A 16,891-nucleotide genomic window follows, 5' to 3' on the forward strand; every position below is an offset into this window, starting at 1 on the left:
CATGCGCAACAGACATGCCTTGGCGTTGACGTTGGCCACGGCCGCCACTCTGGCCGCCGTGCCCGCGTCGCTCCCCGCGGCCGCCGCCACGCCCGCGAACTCCCCTGCTGCGAAGGCCCATTGCCCGCAGCTGTCCAAGAAGCTGACCTGGTTCGGCGACAACCGCGACCGGCTCCAGCAGATGATCGACGAGCGCGGACGCTGCGGCTCCCACCGGGGCCACGACGAGAAGCGTCCCGTCGCCGCCTTCGACTGGGACAACACCGTCGTCAAGAACGACATCACCGACGCGACGATCGCCTGGTCCCTCCACCACGACAAGATCCTGCGCCCCGCCTCCTGGAAGTCCACCAGCAAGTGGATGACGGACGAGGCCGACCAGGCGCTCACCAAGGCCTGCGGCACCAAGGTGCCGGTCGGCAAGCCGCTGCCCACCTCCACCGACACCGACTGCGCCGACGAGATCTTCGAGGTCCGCGAGGACGGCAGGACGATGAGCGGCGCCGCCGCCTTCGCGGGGGAGTGGGACCACCGGCACACCGTCCCGCAGTACGCCTGGGTGCCCCAGCTCTTCGCGGGACACACCGTCCCCGAACTCGAGTCGTACGCCGCGAAGGCCCGCAAGCAGGTGCTCGCCGCCCCCGTGGGCGCCACCCAGACAGTCGGCACGCACGAGATCCCCGGCTACGCCCGCTACTACGACCAGCAGCGTGACCTCATTCGCACGCTCAAGCAGGCCGGGTTCGACGTCTATATCGTCTCCGCCGGTTCGGAACCGGTGACCGAGGTCTGGTCCAAGGGCGTCGGGATCGACCGGAAGCACACCATCGCCATCCGTTCCGTCCTCGACCGCAAGGGGCGCATCACCACCTGGAACCAGGGCTGCGGCGACGTACCGGTGAACAAGGGCGCGGCCATCCCCTACATCGACGGCAAGCGCTGCTGGATCAACCAGGAGATCTTCGGCGTCAAGGGCAAGTCGGCCTGGGACCGGCAGGATCCGTCCCACCGCATCGCGCTCGGCGGCGGTGACGCCGACACGGACGTCACCTTCGTCGGCGACGCCACGGGCGCCCACCTCGTCCTGAACCGCAACAAGAACGAGTTCATGTGCCGTGCGTACGACAACGCCGACGGCCGCTGGGTCGTGAACCCCATGTTCATCGAGCCCATGAAACAGAAGCCCGACCCCTACCCGTGCTCGACGGCCGCGTACAACGTGCCCGACGGAAGCAAGGGTCCGGTCCTGCGCGAGGACGGCTCGGTGGTGCCCGATCAGGCGGACGCGGTGTACTGACTGTCCTGATCTTCACGGCACGTCCTAGAGTGCCGGGATGAGCATGTCGCCCCCTCCCGGCTGGTACTCCGACCCGTCGGCGCCGCCGACGCAGCACGTCGAGCGCTGGTGGGACGGGTCGGCGTGGACCGAGCACCGGCGTGCGTCCGAGACGCCCCCCATGGGCCCGGCGCAGCCGGGGTTCGGCCCGCCGCAGCCACAGACCCAGGTCCAGCCGCTCGCGGGCACCAGTGCCGGAGGCGGCCGGGCCAAGGTGGTGGCGCTGACCACCGCCGGGGTCGTCCTTGTCGCGTCGATCGTCACCGGCGTGGTGCTCCTGGGCGAGGACGACGGAGGCGACCCGCAGGCCGAAGGGCCCCTACCGGGCGCGTCGGAGCCGGCGGACCCGCCGTCGCCGACCTCGCCCTCGCCGACCACCTCGGCGCCGGACCCCGACCCCTCCACCCTCGTCGACCAGCTCAACGGCATCACGATCCCCGTCCCCGACGGCTGGGAGAAGGCCGACAGCACCGTCGGGGGCGACCCGACCGTCCGCACCCCGGACGTCTACGACTGCCCGGGCGAGGGCAGCCTCTGCCGCCACGGCACGGTGTACTCGCGCACGTCGACGGCGACCGACGAACGCTCGCCCAAGGCGCTCGCGCTCGGGGACGTCAAGGACGCGGCCGACCGGGCGTACGACGAGGACAAGGTCGGCATGGAGCCGTTCGGCGGGATCGTCCGGCATCAGAAGGTCAAGGAGGGGACCGTGGCGGTCGCGGGCCGCTCCGGCTACCTCGTGCGCTGGCGCGTCCACACGGAGAAGGGCTCCGGCGGATACGTCCAGTCGCTCGCCTTCCCCTCCAGCGTCGGATCCGAGGCGATGGTGATCGTCCGCTTCGCGATCGATGCCGGCACCGGGGCGCCGCCCCTCTCCGACATGGACGAGATCACCAAGGGCATCCGGGCGGTCGGCGATTCGGCGACGAGCGGCGGCGTGGGCAACAGTGTGGGCGCGACGCCCTGAGGGGTCCCGCGCGCTACAGGAACGTGTGGCCTTCCCCGCGATACGTCGGGACGGTCGCCGTCACGCGGTCGCCCTCGACCAGGTGCAGTGCGTCGAACCGCTCGCACATCTCCCCGGCCTTGGCGTGCCGGAACCACACCTTGTCGCCGAGTCGCAGATCGTCGGCGGGCCCGCCCAGCAGCGGGGTCTGCACCTCGCCCGCGCCCTCCTGCGGGTCGTAGCGCAGCCCCTCCGGGAGATACGGCACCGGGGAGCGGTCGGCGCCCGCCGCACCCGACGCGGGGTAGCCGCCGCCGAGCACGGTCACGGTGCCCACGCCGGGACGGCGCACGACGGGCTGGGCGAAGAGCGCGGCCGGACGTCCGCTGAACGACGTGTAGTTGTCGAAGAGCCGCGGCAGGTAAAGGCCCGAGCCCGCCGCGATCTCGGTCACCGCCCGCTCGGCCGCGGTGTGCTGCACGCTGCCCGTGCCGCCGCCGTTGACGAACTCCAGGTCCGGCGCGACCGAGCGCACCGCGCGGATCGCCTCGGCGCGGCGCGCCGCCAGCTCCTTGCGGGCCGCGGCCTGCATCAGCCGGATCGCCCGCGAGCGCGCGGGACGGCCGGCGATCGCGTCACCGACCCCCGCCACATGGCCCTCGTACGCCATCACGCCCACGAGCCTGAAGCCCGGCCGGCGGACCACGGCGCGGGCCAGCGCAGCGACTTGGGCGGGCGAGTGCAGGGGCGAGCGCAGCGCACCGATCCGCACCCGCCCGCCGAGGATCTTGTAGGAGGTGTCCAACTCCAGGCAGACCCGCACCTCTTCCCGTCCGCCGTCCCTGGCCTCGTCGATGAGCCGCAGCTGCGCGGGGTCGTCGATCATCACGGTCACCGAGGAAGCGAGCTTCGGGTCGGCGGCGAGCTCGGCGAAGGCGGCCCGGTCGGCCGTCGGGTAGGCGAGCAGGACGTCGTCGAACCCGGACCGCGCGAGCCACAGCGACTCGGCGAGCGTGAAGGACATGACCCCGGCGAAGCCGTCGCGGGCCAGGACGCGTTCGAGCAGCGCCCGGCAGCGCACGGACTTGCTCGCGACCCGGATCGGCTTGCCGCCGGCCCGGCGCACGAGGTCGTCGGCATTGGCGTCGAATGCCTCCAGGTCGACGATCGCGACGGGGGCGTCGAGGTGTGCGGTGGCCCGGTCGTAGCGGGCCCGGTCTGCTGCACGGGAGGTCATGGCCGAAGCCTGCCAGACGGGATTACCCGAGGGTAGGGGGATGATCCGGGCAGATCGCCCGGGGCCCCGGACTGGTTCCCGCACGACCGGAATCTGCCCTTAGAGTTACGCGCAGAAGAGCGAGGAAACGGGGGGTGCATGAGCACGGAAGCGCGACGGGCCCCAGTCCCGCCACGTCCCACGACTCCACCCCCGCCGCCGGGCCCGCCCCCGTCGACGCCGCCGCCCGCTCCTTCGGCCCGCTTCCCCGACGCGAGCCCGCCCCCGGCGGATCCCGAGCCGTCCGACGACGACCAGGACTCCCTTCTCGGAGACCTGCTCGCGCCCTTCGACCGGGTGCGGTTGCCGCGGCCGTCGGCGGCGCCGGACGACGCGCGGACCGCGGGCGACATGGATGATCCGGACAACCTGCACGGCGCGGACAGCCCCGACGACGCTCCTGATGTGGCGCAGCGGGGCGCCGACGAGGCTGAGGCACAGCACTCCCCGCCCCCGCCGCCCGCGTCGGCACGCTTCCCCGACGCACCGCCGCCGTCGGCGACGACACGAACACCCCCGCACACCGCCGACCCTGCCCCGGACCCCGCCAAGACCCCGCCACCCCCTGCCGCCCCACCGCGCGTCAGCGCCCCAGACACGGGGGAGGCGCGGCACACCGTGGAGTACCGGCTCCGTCCACCGATGCCTCCGGTGCCCCCGCCGGACGCGGCGACGGCGGGCATACCCGGGCAACCGCCGCGACCGGCAGGCGAACCCGTGGCCGGCCCCGCGGATCCAGCCGCCGCATCACCCCCTTCGGCGCCCCCGTCCGCCCGCGAGGCAAGGAGCCCCGTGGCCCCGCCCGCCCCCACACATCCCCACACCTCAGAACCCATATCCCCACCCCCACCCCCACCCACTCCCTCCCCCCGAACGGCCGCCGCCCGCCGCGCGGTCGGTGCCGTCGATCTGACGCCCGGCCCCGGAGCGGGGCGGCCCTTCGTGTCGTTCGCCCGGCCCGCGCTGTACGACGACAGCACCACGCGGCTGCGTCCGGTCCGCACCTGGGCGCAGCCCCGCGTGACCGCCGCCGCTGCCTGCGTCGTGCTCGGCCTCGGCCTCATCGGTGGCGCGGCGACCGGGAGTTGGCTGACCGGGGGCTCCGAGGGAACGGCCACCACGCGCAACACCTACGCCGCGGCGGGCGAACTCTGGCACAGCGTCCCCGTCGACCAGCTCTTCCCGGTCACCATCAAGGGAGAGGGCGCCGGCCCCGGCGGAGCCGACCGCACCTGGACCCGCGTCGCCGTGGCCCCCGACTCGCACTGCAAGAGCGCCTTCGACCCGCTCCTGCGCAAGGCCCTGGCCCCCGCGGGCTGCCTCCGGCTGCTGCGCGCCACGTACACGGACGCGACCCGCAGCCATGTCACCACCGTGGGCCTGCTGTTCACCAAGGCGGACGCCGACGCGATGCGCTCGCTGCGCACCCGCTTCACGGAGGAGGGCCTCGACCGGCGCCCTGACCTGATGCCACGGCCGTACGCCGCCAAGGGCACCCCGGCCGCGGACTTCGGCGACGCCCAGCGCGCTTCCTGGACCGTCTCCGTGCTCCCGGACGCCCCCGTCGTCGCCTTCTCCGTCTCCGGCTTCGCCGACGGCCGCACGGTCACCGAACCCGAGCCCGCCGACGAGGCCATGAAGACCTCCGCCACCTCCGCCCCCGCCCAGTCGGGCCTCGGGCAGGAGGCGCGGGGCATCGCCGACCGCGTGGAGCGGCGCCTGCGCAAGACCATCGCGGCCACGGAGGAGTCCTCATGAGAATCCGCCGTCCGGTCGTCGCCGCCCTGGCCGCCTCGCTCGCCCTCCTGCCCACCACCGCCCACGCGGACGACGGCATACGAGCCCAGCAGTGGGCCCTCGACGCCATGCACACCAGCCAGGCCTGGCAGACGACCAAGGGCAAGGGCATCACCGTCGCGGTCCTGGACACCGGCATAGACGGCGACCACCCCGACCTGGCAGGCGCCGTCCTCGAAGGGAAGGACATGGTCGGCTTCGGGGCCAAGAAGGGCGACCGCCCCTGGGCCCGGCACGGCACCGCCATGGCCGGCATCATCGCGGGCCACGGACACGGCGCGGGCCGCGAGGACGGCGTGGTCGGCATCGCGCCGGAGGCGAAGATCCTGCCCATCCGCGTGATCCTCGAGGACGGGGACCCCGACCGCTCGAAGGCCCGCAACACCCGGGGCAACGCCCTCGCCGACGGCATCCGCTGGGCCGCCGATCACGGCGCCGACGTCATCAACCTCTCCCTGGGCGACGACTCCAAGTCCGCGCACCCGGAGCCCGCCGAGGACGCCGCCGTCCAGTACGCCCTGAAGAAAGGCATCGTCGTCGTCGCGTCGGCGGGCAACGGCGGCGAGCGCGGCGACCACATCTCGTACCCCGCGGCCTACCCCGGCGTCATCGCCGCCACCGCCGTCGACGAGAGCGGCGACCGCGCCTCCTTCTCCACCCGCCGCTGGTACGCAACGGTCAGCGCCCCCGGCAAGGACATCGTCATCGCCGACCCCGACCGGGAGTACTACGAGGGCTGGGGCACCAGCGCCGCATCGGCGTTCGTGTCCGGCGCCGTCGCCCTCATCCGCGCCGCCCACCCCGGCCTGACCCCGCCCCAGATCAAGCAGCTCCTGGAGGACACCGCCCGCGACGTGCCGAGCGGCGGCCGCGACGACTCACGCGGCTTCGGCTTCATCGACCCGGCGGCCGCGATCGCCGAGGGCGGCAAGAAGAAGCCCGAGGGGCTGAAGTCGGCGACGTACGCAAAGAAGTACTTCGGCCCCGGCCCGGACACGGACCAGGGCGACGACGGTCCCGCCGGCTGGGTCGGCCCGGTCGCGGGCGGCCTCGGCGTCGTCCTGCTGGGCGCGGCCGTGTATCTGTGGCGCGGCCGCAGGGGAGCCCGCCCCGGCACCGCCCGATAGGGCCGGGCCCGCGGTCGATAGGCTCGTGACCGTGGCGAACAAGAACATCCCGGACCCCGGCTTCTCCGACGACGACGGCTCCGCCGACCCCCGGCTCACCGCGGCCCTGACCGCGTGGGCCGAGGACCGCACGGCCCACGGCCCGGTCCTGGAGGCGCTCACCGGCGCCCGGCTGCTGGTCCCCGTGGTCGCCGTACTGGGCGAGGTCGAGGAGGACGAGAACGGCCTGCGCCGCGAGAAGACCAGCGACATGGCGGTGCCCACCCTCAAGGCGGGCGACCGCAAGGCCCTGCCGGCGTTCACGTCGACCGAGGCCCTCGCGCTGTGGGACCCGCAGGCCCGGCCCGTCGCCGTCCCCCTGCACCAGGCGCTCCAGGCCGCCGCGCACGAGCAGGCCGACACGATCATCCTCGACCTCGCGGGGCCCGTGGCCTACGAGATCAACCGGCCCGCCCTGATCGCCCTCTCCGAGGGCCGCCACACCGCGAACCCGCTCTCCGATCCCGCCGTCACGGCTGCCGTGCGGACGTCCGTCGCCGCCGAGCCCGCCGTCCTGCGCGCCTACCTCGGCGCGGGCACCGCGGACGGCACCCTCGCGCTCGTCCTGGACCCGTCGGCGGACCCCGCCGAAGCCGCCCAGCGCGTCGCCGGGCACATCGCGGCCGACGAAACACTGAGGGCCCGCCTGGTGAGCGGCCTCGACCTGGCACTGCTGCCGGCCGGGGCGACGCCACCGGGCGAGCCCTTCTACGTACGCGAAGGCTGAGGGGTCAGCCGAAGACCGGGCCCGTGTACTTCTCGCCCGGGCCCTGGCCCGGCTCGTCCGGGACCTCGGACGCCTCGCGGAAGGCCAGCTGCAGCGACTTCAGGCCGTCGCGCAGCGGGGCCGCGTGGAACGAGGAGATCTCCGTGGCGCTCGCGTCCATCAGGCCGGCGAGCGAGTGGATCAGCTTGCGGGCCTCGTCGAGGTCCTTGTGGCCCTCGCCGCCCTCGGCGAGACCGAGGTTCACGGCCGCCGCGCTCATCAGGTGGACGGCGACCGTGGTGATCACCTCGACCGCGGGGACGTCCGCGATGTCACGGGTCAGGGTGTCGAAGTCGGGGGAGTCGGAGGCCGGGCCGGTGGCCGACTCGGGGGTGGGGGTCGCGTCGCTCATGTCCCACACGATAAGCGGAGCCCCGCCCGGAGCGGTCCGCGGGAGCCCGCGGCGGCCCGTGGGCGCCGTTGGTTAGCCCCACCCTCGCGGAGCTGCTAACCTTGTGTAACGACCGGCCGGACACTCGCGTGCCACGCAGAGACCCGGCCCACAAGTGGAGGCTCCGCTTCCCACCTGGCCGCTCCCAGAGCGGCGGGTCACCGGTCAGGCGGCCGCAGTCCCCGAGACTACGGCAGGCCCGAGATGCGCCCCGCGATCATCGCGGAGGTGCTCCGGTAGTAATGGAGCCCCTTCCTGTGATCGGTTGGGGCATTTTTTGTGTACTCACTCGGTTGGTCGAGATAACAGACGTAACGCGGCTGTCCGCCAGACCGCCGCGTGGTGCTACCGAGGAGGATCCATCAGCGCCGAGCCCCGCATCAACGACCGGATTCGCGTTCCCGAGGTGCGACTTGTCGGTCCCAGCGGCGAGCAGGTCGGGATTGTTCCGCTTGCCAAGGCCCTTGAGCTGGCACAGGAGTACGACCTCGACCTGGTCGAGGTGGCGGCGACCGCCCGTCCGCCCGTGTGCAAGCTCATGGACTACGGGAAGTTCAAGTACGAGTCGGCCATGAAGGCCCGTGAGGCGCGCAAGAACCAGGCGCACACGGTCATCAAGGAGATGAAGCTCCGGCCGAAGATCGACCCGCACGACTATGACACCAAGAAGGGTCACGTCGTCCGGTTCCTCAAGCAGGGCGACAAGGTCAAGATCACGATCATGTTCCGTGGTCGCGAGCAGTCCAGGCCGGAACTCGGCTACCGACTGCTGCAGCGTCTCGCGAACGACGTCGAAGACCTCGGGTTCATCGAGTCGAACCCGAAGCAGGACGGCCGAAACATGATCATGGTCCTCGGTCCGCACAAGAAGAAGACCGAAGCCATGGCCGAGGCTCGCGAGGCCCAGGCGGTCCGCAAGGCGGACGCGAAGGCCAACCCGGGCCGCTCGCAGAACTCCGCCGAGGGGGAGGAGCCCGCAGAGGCTCCTGCCGAGGCCGCCGCCGAAGCTCCTGCCGAGGCCCCGGCCGAGGCTCCCGCCGAGGCCTGATCCCAGGACGCGAGTCCGGGGATCGCCAACTGACACATACGGTTCCCGGATGCCCGGTTTCACGACCGGGCATCCGAGTGCCACTGACGAGGAGAGAACGGCGCTATGCCGAAGAACAAGACGCACAGCGGTGCCAGCAAGCGCTTCAAGATCACCGGCTCCGGCAAGGTGCTCCGCGAGCGCGCCGGCAAGCGCCACCTGCTCGAGCACAAGTCGTCCCGTCTGACGCGTCGCCTCTCCGGCAACGCCGAGATGGCCCCGGGCGACGCCAAGAAGATCAAGAAGCTTCTCGGCAAGTGAGTCCGGGCGCACACCGCGCCTGAACTCTGACCGGGACCCAATCGATACCGGGTCGTGTGAGTCCAACCACGGCCCCGCTACAAGGAGTTAACAAGTGGCACGCGTCAAGCGGGCAGTCAACGCCCACAAGAAGCGTCGGGCGATCCTCGAAGCGGCCAGCGGCTACCGCGGCCAGCGTTCGCGCCTGTACCGCAAGGCCAAGGAGCAGGTCACCCACTCCCTGGTCTACAACTACAACGACCGCAAGAAGCGCAAGGGCGACTTCCGTCAGCTGTGGATCCAGCGCATCAACGCCGCTGCCCGCCAGAACGGCATGACGTACAACCGCCTCATCCAGGGTCTGAAGGCCGCCAACATCGAGGTGGACCGCAAGATCCTCGCGGAGCTGGCCGTCAACGACGCGAACGCGTTCGCCGCGCTCGTCGAGGTTGCGCAGAAGGCGCTGCCGAGCGACGTCAACGCCCCCAAGGCGGCCTGACGCCTGCGCCGGCCCAGCGTGACGTTCGGACCCGTGAGCCCTTCGGCTTGCGGGTCCGATTCTGTTGGGGCTCTCGTCTGCCCTCTGCTGTTCTCTGCCGTCCGCGGGTCTTTTGTGGCTGGTCGCGCAGTTCCCCGCGCCCCTTTCGGGGGCGCTGCACCCAAGGTGAGTATTGATGGTTGCCGCCCCTGAGCTGATCTCTCCCAAGTCGTCCCGTGTCAGTGCCGCGCGGCGGCTCGCCAAGCGGAACTTCCGGGGGAAGGAGCGGCTGTTTCTCGCCGAGGGACCGCAGGCCGTGCGGGAGGCCGCCGCGCACGCCGACACCCTCGTCGAGCTGTTCGCCACCGTCGAGGCCGCCGACCGCTACGCCGACATCGTCGGTGAGGCCCGGACCGCCGGTGCCCGGGTGCATCTGGCGGACGAGGACGTCATCGCCGACATCTCCACGACCGTGACGCCGCAGGGGCTCGTCGGTGTCTGCCGGTTCCTGGACACCCCCTTCGACAGCATCCTGGCCGCCAGGCCCAAGCTGGTCGCCGTCCTCGCGCACGTCCGTGACCCCGGGAACGCCGGCACCGTACTGCGGTGCGCCGACGCCGCGGGGGCCGACGCCGTCGTCCTGACGGACGCCTCCGTGGATCTCTACAACCCCAAGTGCGTGCGTGCGTCGGTCGGTTCGCTGTTCCATCTGCCCGTCGCCGTCGGCGTACCCGTCGAGCGGGCCGTGCAGGGGCTGAAGGACGCGGGCGTACGCATCCTCGCCGCCGACGGAGCGGGCCAGGACGACCTCGACGACGAGCTCGACAAGGGCACCATGGGCACGCCGTCCGCCTGGGTCTTCGGCAACGAGGCCTGGGGGCTCCCGGAGGAGACCCGCGCACTCGCCGACGCCGTGGTGCGCGTTCCGATCCACGGCAGAGCCGAAAGCCTCAACCTCGCGACGGCCGCGGCCGTGTGCCTCTATGCGTCCGCCCGTGCACAGCGTGCGGCTGGAGGGTGCCGTTCCGTCACTCCCAGCTAGTAGGGTGACGGGCTCGGAGGCCTCCTGCGCCGGTCCGAGAGGTGGGGTACGGGGAATGAGCATCGGCACGAGCAGATCACCGGGAGTACAGGACATCCTGTCCACTCGCGCGGACCATGGCGCCCTCGGTGACCTCGGCGGCCTCGGTGTCGACCCGGACGACCTTCCCGACGGCCTCGTGGTCGCGGACGAGACGGGCCACGTCATCTGCTTCAACGCCGCGGCCGTACGGATCACCGCGGTGGACGCCGACGACGCCTTGGGCGCACCGCTGGACCGAGCTCTTCCTTTAGAGGACCTCGAAGGCCGCCGCTGGTGGCAGCTGACCGACCCGTACGGCGGCCTGGCCACCCGCTTCGCCCAGCCCGAGCGCAATCTGCTGCTCCCCGGCGGGCGTGAGGTCCTCGTCTCCGCGCGCTACGTGCGCACCGCGCCCACCGGCCCCGTCCGCCGTGTCGTCGTCTGCATCCGCGACACCGAGGCCCGCCGCCGCACCGAGCGCAGCCACGCGGAGCTGATCGCCACCGTCGCCCACGAGCTCCGCTCGCCCCTCACCTCCGTGAAGGGCTTCACCGCGACGCTGCTCGCCAAATGGGAGCGCTTCACCGACGACCAGAAGAAGCTGATGCTGGAGACGGTGGACGCCGACGCCAACCGCGTCACGCGGCTCATCGCCGAGCTCCTCGACATCTCCCGCATCGACTCCGGACGGCTCGAACTGCGCCGTCAGCCCGTCGACGTCGCAGCCGCCGTGGGACGCCACATCCAGGCCCACGTCGCCTCCGGACAGGACGCGGAACGCTTCCTCGTCCGCATCCAGCAGCCGCTGCCCGACTGCTGGGCCGACCCCGACAAGATCGACCAGGTGCTCAGCAACCTGCTGGAAAATGCCGTGCGGCACGGCGAGGGAACCGTCACCATCGACGTGGCACCTTCGTCGTCCCCGCGCGAGCGGGGCGGGTCCGAGACCGCCGTGACGGTGAGCGACGAGGGAACCGGCATTCCGGAGGAATCGATGGGCCGCGTCTTCACCCGCTTCTGGCGGGGCAGCAAGCGTGGCGGGACGGGACTGGGCTTGTACATCGTGAAGGGCATCGTGGAAGCGCACGGCGGGACGATCACCGTCGGCCGCGCGCCCGGCGGCGGCGCCCAGTTCCGATTTACGTTGCCCGTGGGCACTCCGGCGTATCTCCTCTGATCCGCCCGAGCACCGCCCGCGGGCTCATTCACCCGCGTCACCCCCGTTAGACTCGATCCTTGGCACGTTTGCGTCCCTGATCTGTGGACGATTCGTCTCCGAGTCGTAGACGGGGACCATCACCAGCCAACCGGAAGCACGGGAAGAGATGTCGGCACCGAACAAGTCGTACGACCCTGTTGAGGTCGAGGCACTGAAACCTGAAGAGATCGAGCGCATGCGGGACGAGGCGCTCGCCGCCTTCGCCGCCGCCGGCGACCTCGAAAAGCTCCAGGAGGCCAAGGTCGCGCACACCGGCGGCACCTCGCCGCTGTCCCTCGCCAACCGCGAGATCGGCGCGCTGCCCCCGCAGGCCAAGGCCGAGGCCGGCAAGCGCGTCGGCATGGCGCGCGGCGCGGTCAGCAAGGCGCTCGCCGCCCGCCAGACCGAACTCGAGGCCGAGCGCGACGCCCGGGTGCTCGTCGAGGAGGCAGTGGACGTCACGCTGCCGTACGACCGCGTCCCGGCCGGTGCGAGGCACCCGCTGACCACGTTCATGGAGCGCGTCGCGGACGTCTTCGTCGCGATGGGCTACGAGATCGCGGAGGGCCCCGAGGTCGAGGCGGAGTGGTTCAACTTCGACGCCCTGAACTTCACCCCGGACCACCCGGCCCGGCAGATGCAGGACACCTTCTTCGTCCAGGGCCCCAAGGGGACGGATGGCGACGAGTCGGGTGTCGTGCTGCGCACGCACACCTCGCCCGTGCAGGCCCGCGCGCTTCTCGAGCGCCGCGAGCCGCCCGTCTACATCGTCTGCCCCGGCCGCGTGTACCGCACGGACGAGCTGGACGCGACGCACACCCCGGTCTTCCACCAGATCGAGCTGCTCGCCGTGGACGAGGGCCTGACCATGGCCGACCTCAAGGGCACTCTGGACCACATGGTCCAGTCGCTCTTCGGCGCGGACATGAAGACCCGCCTGCGCCCGAACTACTTCCCGTTCACCGAGCCGTCCGCCGAGATGGACATGGTCTGCTACGTCTGCCGTGGCGAGTCCGTGGGCAACCCCGACCGCCCCTGCCGCACCTGCGGCAGCGAGGGCTGGATCGAGCTGGGCGGCTGCGGCATGGTCAACCCGAAGGTGCTCACCGCCTGCGGCGTCGACCCCCAGAAGTACAGCGGATTCGCCTTCGGGTTCGGCATCGAACGGATGCTGATGTTCCGCCACAACGTCGAAGACATGCGAGACATGGTCGAGGGTGACGTCCGGTTCACCCGGCCCTTCGGGATGGAGATCTGATGCGGGTCCCGCTTTCCTGGCTGCGGGAGTACGTCGATCTCCCCGCCACCGAGACCGGCCGTGACGTACAGGCCAAGCTGATCGAGGTCGGCCTCGAGGTCGAGACCGTCGAGCAGACGGGCGCCGGCCTCACCGGGCCGCTCGTCGTCGGCAAGGTCCTCACCATCGAGGAGCTTGAGGGCTTCAAGAAGCCCATCCGCTTCTGCACGGTCGACGTCGGCCAGGCCAACGGCACGGGCGAGCCGCAGGAGATCGTCTGCGGCGCACGGAACTTCGCCGTCGGCGACAAGGTCGTCGTCGTGCTGCCGGGCGCCATCCTGCCCGGCGACTTCAAGATCGCCGCGCGCAAGACGTACGGCAAGACGTCGCACGGCATGATCTGCTCCGGCGACGAGCTGGGCATGGGCGACGACGGAAGCGGCGGCATCATCGTCCTTCCGCCCGAGCACGAGGCCGGAACCGACGCGATCAAGCTGCTCGAACTGGTCGACGAGGTCCTGGACATCGCCGTCACGCCCGACCGCGGCTACGCGCTCTCGATGCGCGGCGTCGCCCGCGAGGCCGCCATCGCGTACGGCCTGCCGCTGCGCGACCCGGCTCTCCTCGACGTGCCCGCGCCGAACGCCTCCGGCTACCCGGTCAAGATCTCCGACCCGATGGGCTGCGACCGCTTCACCGCGCGCACGGTCACGGGCCTGAAGCCCGAGGCCCGCTCGCCGATCTGGCTGCAGCGCCGCCTGCAGAAGGCGGGCATGCGCCCGATCTCGCTCGCCGTCGACATCACGAACTACGTGATGCTGGAGCTCGGCCAGCCGCTGCACGCGTACGACCGCTCCCGCATCCAGGGCACGATCGGTGTGCGCCGTGCCGAGCAGGGCGAGAAGTTCACGACGCTCGACGGCGCCAAGCGCGTCCTCGACGCCGAGGACCTGGTCATCACCGACGACCGTGGCCCGATCGGCCTCGCGGGCGTCATGGGCGGCGCCAACACCGAGATCGCGGATCACGAGGAGAGCGCCGGTACCACCGACGTCGTCATCGAGGCCGCGCACTTCGACGCGATCTCCATCGCCCGCACGGCCCGGCGCCACAAGCTGCCCTCGGAGGCGGCCAAGCGCTTCGAGCGCGGCGTGGACCCGCAGGCCGCGTCCGCCGCCGCGCAGCGCACGGTGGATCTCCTCGTGCTGCTCGCCGGTGGCACCGCCGAGGCCGGCGTCACCGAGGTCATCGCGCCGTCCGCGCCGCACACGATCGCGATGCCCGCCGATCACCCGGACAAGGTGGCCGGCGTGGAGTACGGCCGTGAGACCGTCGTGCGCCGCCTCCAGGAGGTCGGCTGTGACGTCTACGGCCAGGACGCCCTGACCGTCACCGTGCCCTCCTGGCGTCCCGACCTCGCCGAGCCGAACGACCTCGCCGAAGAGGTCATCCGCCTCGAGGGGTACGAGAACCTCCCCTCGACGCTGCCCAAGCCCCCCGCGGGCCGCGGCCTGACCGGACGGCAGCGGCTGCACCGCCGCGTCGGCCGCGCCCTTGCCGGCAGCGGCTTCGTCGAGGCGCCGAACTACCCCTTCATCGGCGAGCAGGTCTTCGACCAGCTGGGCCTCGAGCCCGGCGATCCCAAGCGCCGGGTCGTGAAGCTGGCCAACCCGCTCTCCGACGAGGAGCCCGCTCTTCGTACGACGCTGCTGCCGGGCCTGCTCGGCGCGCTGCGCCGCAACGAAGGCCGCGGCAGCCACGACCTGGCGCTCTTCGAGACGGGCCTGGTCTTCCAGCCCCGTGACGAAGCCCGCGTCGCGGTCCGGCTGCCCGTCGACCGCCGTCCCACGGACGAGGAGATCGCCTCCCTGACCGAGGCGCTCCCCGTACAGCCGCGGCACGCCGCCGTGGTGCTCGCGGGCGCCCGTGAGCAGGCCGGCTGGTGGGGCAAGGGCCGGCCGTCCGAGTGGGCCGACGCCATCCAGGCCGCCCGCGTCCTGGCCGCCGAGTCGGGCACCGAACTGCTGGTGCGCCAGGGCCAGTACGGGCCGTGGCACCCCGGCCGGTGCGCCGAGCTCGCCGTCGTGATCGACGGAGCGGAGCGGGTCATCGGGCACGCGGGAGAGCTGCACCCGCGCGTCGTCAAGGCGCTCGGTCTGCCCGCGCGCACCTGCGCGATGGAGCTCGACCTGGACCGTCTGGAGGAGGCGAGCACCGGCGTCCCGCAGGGCCCGAAGATCTCCACCTTCCCGGTCGCCACGCAGGACGTCGCGCTCGTCGTCGACGGGGGTGTGCCCGCCGCCGACGTGGAGAAGGTGCTGCGCGAGGGCGCGGGTGAACTCCTCGAGTCCATCCGGCTGTTCGACGTCTTCGAGGGCGAGCAGATCGGCGAGGGCAAGAAGTCCCTGGCGTACGCGCTGCGCTTCCGCGCGGCCGACCGCACGCTGACCGTCGACGAGGCCTCCGCGGCCCGGGATGCGGCCGTCGCCCTGGCGACCGAGCGGACCGGCGCCGTGCTGCGCGGAGCGTAGTCACCGCCAGTAGTCGCCGCCAGGCGCACAAGGGGCGCAAAGAAGGGCGTATCCGGGTCTCCGGATACGCCCTTCACTCGTTTGAGTGACAACTAAGCCCTCCCTGGTCCGATCGGCTCATACGGTCGACAGAATCGGTGCGGCCGCGGGGCCTTGATCTGCACGGCCTGCGCGGTCCGCACGCTGAACAGGGCCTAGGGGGGCCGTCGGCATGATCCGTATCAGGGCTGGAGATCCCCGCCGGGCGCTGCGCCGGGCGAGGAACCGGGCCGGGCCGCGGGCGAAGGCCGGGACGAAGGTGTCCCGGGTGGATCCGCCGCGCATCCGGCGCGTCCTCACGCTCGGTCTTCCCACGGTGTGGGGCGCGGCCGCCATCACGTACAAACTCGTCTGCCCGCTCGCCCAGCAGGAAGGCCTCGGGGCCCGGATCGTCACCAGCGCGGTCTTCTTCGCGGTCGGCACCGGTCTGATATTGCAGGTCCGCGGCCCACTGCTGCGGGAGCTGCGCCAGCTACGCGAGATCGCGGGTGCCGCACAGAACGTCCTGCTCCGCCCGCTGCCGTCGCGCGTCGAGGGCCTGACGGTCGCGGCCGGGCGGCTCTCCGCGTCACGCGGCGCCTCCGTCGGCGGGGATCTGTACGAGGTGATGGCCACCGAGCACGGCGTCCGGGTCGTCATGGGCGATGTGCGCGGGCATGGTCTGACCGCCATCAGTACGGCCGCCGCGGTGCTCGGCAGCTTCCGCGAGGCTGCCCACGAGGAGCCCGAACTGCCTCACGTGCTGCGGAAGTTGGAGCGTTCCCTGGCGCGGCACCTGCGGGAGCGCTCGCGGGCCGAGCACCCGGCGAACGGCTCTCCGGCGCCGGAGAGCCCGCTTGCCGAGGAGTTCGTCACCGTACTGCTGATGGAGATAGGCCCGGAGGGCGAGCTGACCGCGCTCAACTGCGGTCACCCCTGGCCGTACCGCCTGAGCGGGCACGCCGAGCCGGTGGCCGACGGGGATCCGCTGCCGCCGCTCGGACCCTTCCCGCTCCCCGCCGAACTGCCCCTGCTGCACTGCGGCCCTCTCCTTCCCGGGGAGGCGCTCGCCCTGCACACGGACGGCATGGAGGACGCGCGGGACGCGGCCGGACGGTTCTTCCCGCTCCAGGCGGCGCTCACCGAAGCGGTGCGGGTCCCGCCGGTCGCGCCCCAGACGGTGATCCGCGCGGTGTATGCCCAACTCGCGCGCCACGCGGGACGGCTACCCACCGACGACGCCGCGCTCCTGGTCCTGCGGAACGACCGACGGCGGGTGCCGGTTCAGCAGGGGGAGACGGTGCGTCGGCAAAGCACCATGACGTGACGCACCGTCAACCTCCGCCGGCCTTGCGCCGCCC

At 72.0% G+C, this 16,891-nt stretch carries 15 protein-coding genes; 13 read left to right on the plus strand and 2 right to left on the minus strand.

Translation table 11 applies throughout. The annotated features are described in order from the left end of the window. Window position 1 precedes the first annotated feature (1 nt). Together ACWD02_RS23425 and ACWD02_RS23430 are read left to right on the plus strand one after the other, a co-directional pair. On the plus strand, window positions 2-1,297 hold the full coding sequence (locus tag ACWD02_RS23425) for a haloacid dehalogenase-like hydrolase (protein WP_451214076.1): 1,296 nt from the start codon (window positions 2-4) through the stop codon (window positions 1,295-1,297). 37 nt (window positions 1,298-1,334) lie between these two features. Beyond that, window positions 1,335-2,303: a DUF2510 domain-containing protein gene (locus tag ACWD02_RS23430; protein ID WP_451214079.1), complete on the plus strand. Its 969-nt coding sequence runs from the start codon at window positions 1,335-1,337 to the stop codon at window positions 2,301-2,303. A gap of 13 nt (window positions 2,304-2,316) precedes the next feature. On the opposite strand, the gene ACWD02_RS23435 is transcribed toward ACWD02_RS23430, so the two are convergent. After that, window positions 2,317-3,519 carry an amino acid deaminase/aldolase gene (locus ACWD02_RS23435; RefSeq protein ID WP_451214082.1) on the minus strand — a complete coding sequence of 401 codons (1,203 nt, stop codon included), beginning with the start codon at window positions 3,517-3,519 and terminating at the stop codon, window positions 2,317-2,319. A gap of 138 nt (window positions 3,520-3,657) precedes the next feature. Between ACWD02_RS23435 and ACWD02_RS23440 the strand changes: the two genes are divergently transcribed. From ACWD02_RS23440 to ACWD02_RS23450, 3 genes are read left to right on the plus strand one after another with little or no spacing between them, the layout of a single operon-like run. After that, window positions 3,658-5,316, plus strand: a complete 1,659-nt coding sequence (locus ACWD02_RS23440; protein ID WP_451214085.1) for a hypothetical protein — start codon at window positions 3,658-3,660, stop codon at window positions 5,314-5,316. Continuing rightward, a complete protein-coding gene (gene mycP / locus ACWD02_RS23445) occupies window positions 5,313-6,482 on the plus strand; it encodes a type VII secretion-associated serine protease mycosin (protein ID WP_451214088.1) in 1,170 nt (389 codons plus the stop codon). The genes ACWD02_RS23440 and mycP overlap by 4 nt, the downstream gene beginning before the upstream one ends. Before the next feature lie 31 nt (window positions 6,483-6,513). Beyond that, window positions 6,514-7,248, plus strand: a complete 735-nt coding sequence (locus ACWD02_RS23450; RefSeq protein WP_451214090.1) for an SseB family protein — start codon at window positions 6,514-6,516, stop codon at window positions 7,246-7,248. A 4-nt stretch (window positions 7,249-7,252) separates the two neighbouring features. Here the strand turns inward: ACWD02_RS23450 and ACWD02_RS23455 are convergent, their stop codons facing one another. Then, window positions 7,253-7,639, minus strand: a complete 387-nt coding sequence (locus tag ACWD02_RS23455) for a DUF1844 domain-containing protein (protein ID WP_451214093.1) — start codon at window positions 7,637-7,639, stop codon at window positions 7,253-7,255. A 400-nt stretch (window positions 7,640-8,039) separates the two neighbouring features. On the opposite strand from ACWD02_RS23455, the gene infC reads away from it, so the two are divergent. The 8 genes from infC (at window position 8,040) to ACWD02_RS23495 (ending at window position 16,857) form a co-directional block, all read left to right on the plus strand. Further along, a complete protein-coding gene (infC, locus tag ACWD02_RS23460; RefSeq protein ID WP_365821141.1) occupies window positions 8,040-8,726 on the plus strand; it encodes a translation initiation factor IF-3 in 687 nt (228 codons plus the stop codon). A gap of 105 nt (window positions 8,727-8,831) precedes the next feature. Next, on the plus strand, window positions 8,832-9,026 hold the full coding sequence (rpmI, locus tag ACWD02_RS23465) for a 50S ribosomal protein L35 (protein ID WP_135330421.1): 195 nt from the start codon (window positions 8,832-8,834) through the stop codon (window positions 9,024-9,026). A 94-nt stretch (window positions 9,027-9,120) separates the two neighbouring features. Next, window positions 9,121-9,504, plus strand: a complete 384-nt coding sequence (gene rplT, locus ACWD02_RS23470; RefSeq protein ID WP_003970214.1) for a 50S ribosomal protein L20 — start codon at window positions 9,121-9,123, stop codon at window positions 9,502-9,504. 175 nt (window positions 9,505-9,679) lie between these two features. After that, complete coding sequence (locus tag ACWD02_RS23475) at window positions 9,680-10,525, plus strand: TrmH family RNA methyltransferase (protein ID WP_451214096.1); 846 nt, start codon at window positions 9,680-9,682, stop codon at window positions 10,523-10,525. A gap of 55 nt (window positions 10,526-10,580) precedes the next feature. Further along, window positions 10,581-11,723, plus strand: a complete 1,143-nt coding sequence (locus ACWD02_RS23480; protein ID WP_451214099.1) for an ATP-binding protein — start codon at window positions 10,581-10,583, stop codon at window positions 11,721-11,723. A 148-nt stretch (window positions 11,724-11,871) separates the two neighbouring features. Next, window positions 11,872-13,002 carry a phenylalanine--tRNA ligase subunit alpha gene (gene pheS, locus ACWD02_RS23485; protein ID WP_451214102.1) on the plus strand — a complete coding sequence of 377 codons (1,131 nt, stop codon included), beginning with the start codon at window positions 11,872-11,874 and terminating at the stop codon, window positions 13,000-13,002. After that, entirely contained in the window at window positions 13,002-15,512 is a 2,511-nt protein-coding gene (gene pheT / locus ACWD02_RS23490; protein ID WP_451214105.1) for a phenylalanine--tRNA ligase subunit beta, read from the plus strand. Before pheS ends, pheT begins: the two co-directional genes overlap by 1 nt. Before the next feature lie 211 nt (window positions 15,513-15,723). Then, window positions 15,724-16,857, plus strand: a complete 1,134-nt coding sequence (locus ACWD02_RS23495; protein ID WP_451214108.1) for a PP2C family protein-serine/threonine phosphatase — start codon at window positions 15,724-15,726, stop codon at window positions 16,855-16,857. Window positions 16,858-16,891: the final 34 nt, after the last annotated feature.

The organism is Streptomyces sp. NPDC002853, from assembly GCF_053591915.1.

What these genes read in the sequence shown, in the direction of transcription:
- ACWD02_RS23425 (WP_451214076.1), top strand. Translation starts at nt 2, where the DNA reads ATGCGCAACAGACATGCCTTGGCGTTGACGTTGGCCACGGCCGCCACT.
- ACWD02_RS23430 (WP_451214079.1), top strand. Translation starts at nt 1,335, where the DNA reads ATGAGCATGTCGCCCCCTCCCGGCTGGTACTCCGACCCGTCGGCGCCG.
- ACWD02_RS23435 (WP_451214082.1), bottom strand. Translation starts at nt 3,519, where the DNA reads ATGACCTCCCGTGCAGCAGACCGGGCCCGCTACGACCGGGCCACCGCA.
- ACWD02_RS23440 (WP_451214085.1), top strand. Translation starts at nt 3,658, where the DNA reads ATGAGCACGGAAGCGCGACGGGCCCCAGTCCCGCCACGTCCCACGACT.
- mycP (WP_451214088.1), top strand. Translation starts at nt 5,313, where the DNA reads ATGAGAATCCGCCGTCCGGTCGTCGCCGCCCTGGCCGCCTCGCTCGCC.
- ACWD02_RS23455 (WP_451214093.1), bottom strand. Translation starts at nt 7,639, where the DNA reads ATGAGCGACGCGACCCCCACCCCCGAGTCGGCCACCGGCCCGGCCTCC.
- rpmI (WP_135330421.1), top strand. Translation starts at nt 8,832, where the DNA reads ATGCCGAAGAACAAGACGCACAGCGGTGCCAGCAAGCGCTTCAAGATC.
- ACWD02_RS23475 (WP_451214096.1), top strand. Translation starts at nt 9,680, where the DNA reads ATGGTTGCCGCCCCTGAGCTGATCTCTCCCAAGTCGTCCCGTGTCAGT.
- ACWD02_RS23480 (WP_451214099.1), top strand. Translation starts at nt 10,581, where the DNA reads ATGAGCATCGGCACGAGCAGATCACCGGGAGTACAGGACATCCTGTCC.
- pheS (WP_451214102.1), top strand. Translation starts at nt 11,872, where the DNA reads ATGTCGGCACCGAACAAGTCGTACGACCCTGTTGAGGTCGAGGCACTG.
- pheT (WP_451214105.1), top strand. Translation starts at nt 13,002, where the DNA reads ATGCGGGTCCCGCTTTCCTGGCTGCGGGAGTACGTCGATCTCCCCGCC.
- ACWD02_RS23495 (WP_451214108.1), top strand. Translation starts at nt 15,724, where the DNA reads ATGATCCGTATCAGGGCTGGAGATCCCCGCCGGGCGCTGCGCCGGGCG.